The 4,439-nt window shown below is 63.3% G+C and carries 6 protein-coding genes; 2 read left to right on the top strand and 4 right to left on the bottom strand.

Annotated features, from left to right (window positions below; translation table 11 throughout):
- Window positions 1–95: 95 nt before the first annotated feature.
- From NUV89_RS27935 to NUV89_RS27920, 4 genes are read right to left on the bottom strand one after another with little or no spacing between them, the layout of a single operon-like run.
- Complete coding sequence (locus NUV89_RS27935) at window positions 96–1,415, bottom strand: sensor histidine kinase (protein WP_257783859.1); 1,320 nt, start codon at window positions 1,413–1,415, stop codon at window positions 96–98.
- Window positions 1,412–2,080: a response regulator transcription factor gene (locus NUV89_RS27930; RefSeq protein WP_257783858.1), complete on the bottom strand. Its 669-nt coding sequence runs from the start codon at window positions 2,078–2,080 to the stop codon at window positions 1,412–1,414. The genes NUV89_RS27935 and NUV89_RS27930 overlap by 4 nt, the downstream gene beginning before the upstream one ends.
- Window positions 2,080–2,391, bottom strand: a complete 312-nt coding sequence (locus NUV89_RS27925; protein ID WP_257783857.1) for a PepSY domain-containing protein — start codon at window positions 2,389–2,391, stop codon at window positions 2,080–2,082. The genes NUV89_RS27930 and NUV89_RS27925 overlap by 1 nt, the downstream gene beginning before the upstream one ends.
- Complete coding sequence (locus NUV89_RS27920; RefSeq protein ID WP_257783856.1) at window positions 2,391–2,693, bottom strand: PepSY domain-containing protein; 303 nt, start codon at window positions 2,691–2,693, stop codon at window positions 2,391–2,393. Before NUV89_RS27920 ends, NUV89_RS27925 begins: the two co-directional genes overlap by 1 nt.
- 120 nt (window positions 2,694–2,813) lie before the next feature.
- Here NUV89_RS27920 and NUV89_RS27915 point away from each other — a divergent pair, with 120 nt between their 5' ends.
- Window positions 2,814–3,893: a patatin-like phospholipase family protein gene (locus NUV89_RS27915; protein ID WP_257783855.1), complete on the top strand. Its 1,080-nt coding sequence runs from the start codon at window positions 2,814–2,816 to the stop codon at window positions 3,891–3,893.
- A gap of 76 nt (window positions 3,894–3,969) precedes the next feature.
- The gene (queD, locus tag NUV89_RS27910) at window positions 3,970–4,326 is read left to right on the top strand and encodes a 6-carboxytetrahydropterin synthase QueD (RefSeq protein ID WP_017736453.1); all 357 of its coding nucleotides are present in this window, start codon (window positions 3,970–3,972) and stop codon (window positions 4,324–4,326) included.
- Window positions 4,327–4,439: the final 113 nt, after the last annotated feature.

Genomic DNA, 4,439 nt, shown 5'->3' with positions numbered 1-4,439 from the left:
GCATCAACTCGGTTTGTCTGATGTACCGAGTTGTCTGCATCGCAGGCAAGCCAGCTCCCACACAAACCAGCTCCCACAGGTTGATCGGTGTTGTGTCAGTTCTGGCGCTTGGGCAGTTCGATCAGCACTTTGAGCCCGCCCAACTCGCTTTCCTGCAACTGCAACACCCCGCCCCACACCTCGACGATATCCCGCACGATCCCCAACCCCAGGCCATGCCCATCGATCTGTTCATCCAGGCGCGTGCCCCGGCTGAACACCTGGTCGCGCTGGCCTTCGGGGATGCCGGGGCCGTCGTCTTCCACTTCCAGCAAGTAACAGCGCTCGGTTTCGCTGACGCTCAAACGCACGTCGGCATCCGCCCATTTGCAGGCGTTGTCCAACAGGTTCCCCAGCAATTCCAGCAGGTCGGCACGGTCCCACGGCAGTTGCAGGCCGGGCGCTGCGTGGTAGCTCAGGTCCAGGTGTTCGCCGTGGATCATGTTCAACGTGGCCAGCAGGCTCGGTAACTCCTTCTCGCAGTCGAACAAGGCGCCGGGCAAGGTTTCACCGGCCAGGCGGGCGCGGTTGAGTTCGCGGCCGAGGCGTTGTTGCACCTGTTCCAGCTGGTCGCGCAACAGCCTGGCCAGCTCGGGATGGTCCTTGAGTTGCTCGCTTGCGGCCACGCTCAACAGCACCGCCAACGGGGTTTTCAGGGCATGGCCAAGGTTGCCCAGGGCATTGCGCGAGCGTTTGAGGCTGTCTTCGGTGTGCGCCAGCAAGTGGTTGATCTGCGCCACCAGCGGCTCCAGCTCCAGCGGCACCTGGGTGTCGAGTTGCGAGCGCTGGCCCTGTTGCAGTTGGGCGATCTGGTTACGTGCGGTTTCCAACGGACGCAAGGCCCGGCGCACGGTGACCCGTTGCAACACCAACACCAGCAGTAGCGCCGCCAGGCCCAGCACCAGACCGATCTGACGCATCAGGCGAAAGCTTTCACGCACCGGCGTGTAGTCCTGGGCCACGCTGATGGAAATCGCCTGGCCGAAGCGTTTGTAGTCCTCACGCAGCACCAGCAATTGCTGGCCTTCCGGGCCCAGTTGCAGATTGCCCTTGAGCCCGGCCTCAGGCAGGTACGGCAGATCCTGGTCCCACAGGGAGCGGGAGCGCCAATGTTTGTCGGCAAAATCGATACGGAAATAGTGCCCGGAAAACGGGCGCTGATACGCCGGTGACAAGCGCTTCTCATGCAACTGCAAACCCTCGGGGCCGCGCACCAGCGCCACCAGCAGGCTCTCGCTGTCGTTGCGCAGGCCCGCCTCCAGGTAACGCTGCAAACCGGCTTCGAACAACCACAGACTGGTTTGCGCCAGTGCGATGCCGACGATCACCATCACACTTATCAGGCCCAGGCTCAGGCGCCGTTGAATCGACCTCATGCGGGGCTGGCGCCAAACCGGTAACCCTGGCCACGGCGGGTTTCGATCACGCTGCGACCCAGCTTGCGGCGCAGGTGGTTGACGTGGACCTCCAGCACGTTGGAATCGCGCTCCGTTTCGCCGTCATACAGGTGTTCGGCCAGGTGGCTTTTCGACAGGATCTGCTCGGGGTGCAACATGAAATAGCGCAGCAGGCGAAATTCGGCGGCGGTCAGCTGGATTTCCGCGCCGTCGCGCAGCACGCACTGGCGCCCCTCATCCAGATGCAGGCCGGCCGCTTGCAGGGTGGGCTGGTTGGCCTGGCCGTGGGAGCGGCGCAGCAAGGCCTGGATGCGCAAATACAGTTCTTCCGGGTGAAACGGTTCGCTCAGGTAATCGTCAGCGCCCGCCTTGAGCCCTTCGATGCGCTCGGCCCAGGAATCACGGGCGGTGAGCACCAGTACCGGGATGGCCAGCGCGGCGGCGCGCCACTGCGCCAGCACGTCAAGCCCCGGCAGGCCAGGCAGGCCGAGGTCGAGAATAATCAGGTCATAGGGCTCGCTGCGCCCCTGGTACACGGCGTCGCGCCCGTCGGCCAGCCAATCGACGGCGTAGCCCTGGCGTTGCAGGCCGGCCAGCAGTTCATCGGCCAACGGTACGTTGTCTTCCACCAGCAGCAGGCGCATCAGTCTTCCTCGTCTTTGATCAACGCACCCGTGGTCGCGTCAAGCTTGATCTCTCGCACCACGCCTTCGGCGGTGACCAGTTCCACTTCATAGGCATACCGGCCGTGCTTCTTCTCAAGCTCGGCCTCCAATAATCGGGCGCCCGGGTGGCGCGCCATGGCTTGGTCCAATAGCCGTTCCAGAGACAGGATCACCCCTTGCTGGCGCAATGCAAAGGCTTCGTCCTGATCGAGGTCACGGGCCGCCAGGCTTGAGCAAAAAGCCAGGAGCACCCACGCGATTCGACTGCCGGCACGTAAATTTACCTTCATTAGGTTTCCTGATGATTCTTGAGAACCTGCCCGGTGAGCGCGTCCAATTCAATTTCCCACTCGATGCCGTTGGCATCTTCCAGTTCGACTTGGTAGAGGTACTTGCCGTACTCCTCGTCGAGGTCGGTGTCCAGCAGCGTCGAGCCGGGATGCAGGGCCAGGGCCGTGGCTTCCAGCTGGTCAAAGGCGACAATAGTAACAGTGCCGGGTAACTTCAGCGTCTTGTCGGGGTCCACTGCCCAGGCCTGTGGCGCCAGAGACGCCATGATACTGGCGGTGACCAGCGCTGTGAGGCGCTTCATGATAAGTCTCCGTTTCAGGATATTTTTCCTACGCCGGCCACCGTAACCGCTGCAACTTAACTGAAACTGAATTGCCACCATGGCATTCTTGCCCCAACCCCTACCGCGACAGAGACCGGTATGACAGCCATTCACATCAAGTTTCCCGCGCTGACGCTCAAGGCCGGCAAACGGGCCTTTGCGCGCATTCGTGAGCAAGGCCTCAAGCCTGCCGATGTCGGCATCCTCCCCGGCGCAGCCGGTGGGCCCAAGGCGCTGGGTATCCAGGGCCTGGACCTGGCCCTGTTTGGCGACTGGCTGCCCCGCGCGCCACGGGAACGTGCGCTGATTGGCGCGTCCATCGGCTCCTGGCGGTTTGCCAGTGCCTGCCTGCCCGACCCCGTGCACGGCCTGCTTGACCTCGGCCGCCTGTACAACGAACAGCGTTTTGCCAAAGGCGTGACCATGGCCGAGGTCACCCAGAGCTGCCAGCGCATGCTCGACGACCTGCTGGCCGGCCGTGATGCTCGGGTGTTGGACAACCCGGACTATCGCCTGAACATCATGGTGGTCAAAAGCCATGGCCTGCTCGCCGACGACCACCGAGGCCGCCTGGGCCTGGGCCTGTCATCGGTGATTGCCGACAACCTGCGGGGCCGCGCGCGGCTGGCACGGCATTTCGAACGGCTAATCATCCACGACCCGCGCCAGGCGCCCCCGGTGCACCCGTTGACGGACTTCCCGTCGCGCTTCCTCGCCCTGGAGCCCGGCAACCTGCGCCAGGCCCTGCTGGCCTCCGGTTCGATCCCCATGGTGATGCAAGGCGTGCGCGACCTGCCCGGCGCAGGCGCTGGCACCTACCGCGACGGCGGCCTGCTGGATTATCACCTCGACCTGCCCTACCACGGCGACGACATCGTGCTGTACCCGCACTTCACCGACCGGGTCATCCCCGGCTGGTTCGACAAGGGCCTGCCGTGGCGCCGCAGCAATCAACAGGGTTTGCAGGACGTGTTGCTGCTCGCGCCGTCCAAGGACTACCTGGCCCGCCTGCCCCACGGCAAACTGCCAGACCGCAGTGACTTCAAGCGCTTCCTCGGCGATGACGCGAGCCGCAACAAATACTGGCAAACCGCGATGAGCGAGAGCCAACGGCTGGGGGATGAATTCCTGGCATTGGCCGATAACGGCCAGTTGGGCGAACACCTGCAAGCCCTTTGACCCAGCGGTATGCGCGGCGGCGGAGCAAGCTGTTAAACTCGCCGCCTGCCAGATACCTGACCGAGCTGAAAATACTGTGGAAATCTTCAAAGAGTTTACCTTCGAGTCCGCTCACCGCCTGCCGCACGTGCCGGACGGCCATAAATGCGGGCGCCTGCATGGGCATTCGTTCAAGGTGGCGATCCACCTGAGCGGCGACCTCGACCCCCATACCGGCTGGATTCGCGACTTCTCGGAGATCAAGGCGATTTTCAAGCCGCTGTATGAGCGCCTCGACCACAACTACCTCAACGACATCCCCGGCCTGGAAAACCCCACCAGCGAAGTGCTGGCCAAGTGGATCTGGACCGAGTTGAAACCCCTGCTGCCGGAGCTCAGTGCGATTCGTATCCATGAGACCTGCACCAGCGGTTGCATCTATCGCGGTGAGTGATTCGACACTGTGAAAAAGCCACCTGTGGCGAGGGAGCTTGCTCCCGCTGGGGCGCGAAGCGGCCCCTGCTCTTTGTTGAAAAGCGTGGGACTGCTACGCAGTCCAGCGGGCTG

The sequence above is a fragment of the Pseudomonas sp. 18.1.10 genome (genome assembly GCF_024655625.1).
In the GTDB taxonomy this organism is placed as follows: domain Bacteria; phylum Pseudomonadota; class Gammaproteobacteria; order Pseudomonadales; family Pseudomonadaceae; genus Aquipseudomonas.
Note: the sequence above shows the minus strand (reverse complement) of the source record. Positions and strands in the feature narration are given on the sequence as shown.

What these genes read in the sequence shown, in the direction of transcription:
- NUV89_RS27935 (WP_257783859.1), bottom strand. Translation starts at nt 1,415, where the DNA reads ATGAGGTCGATTCAACGGCGCCTGAGCCTGGGCCTGATAAGTGTGATG.
- NUV89_RS27925 (WP_257783857.1), bottom strand. Translation starts at nt 2,391, where the DNA reads ATGAAGGTAAATTTACGTGCCGGCAGTCGAATCGCGTGGGTGCTCCTG.
- NUV89_RS27920 (WP_257783856.1), bottom strand. Translation starts at nt 2,693, where the DNA reads ATGAAGCGCCTCACAGCGCTGGTCACCGCCAGTATCATGGCGTCTCTG.
- NUV89_RS27915 (WP_257783855.1), top strand. Translation starts at nt 2,814, where the DNA reads ATGACAGCCATTCACATCAAGTTTCCCGCGCTGACGCTCAAGGCCGGC.
- NUV89_RS27930 (WP_257783858.1), bottom strand. Translation starts at nt 2,080, where the DNA reads ATGCGCCTGCTGCTGGTGGAAGACAACGTACCGTTGGCCGATGAACTG.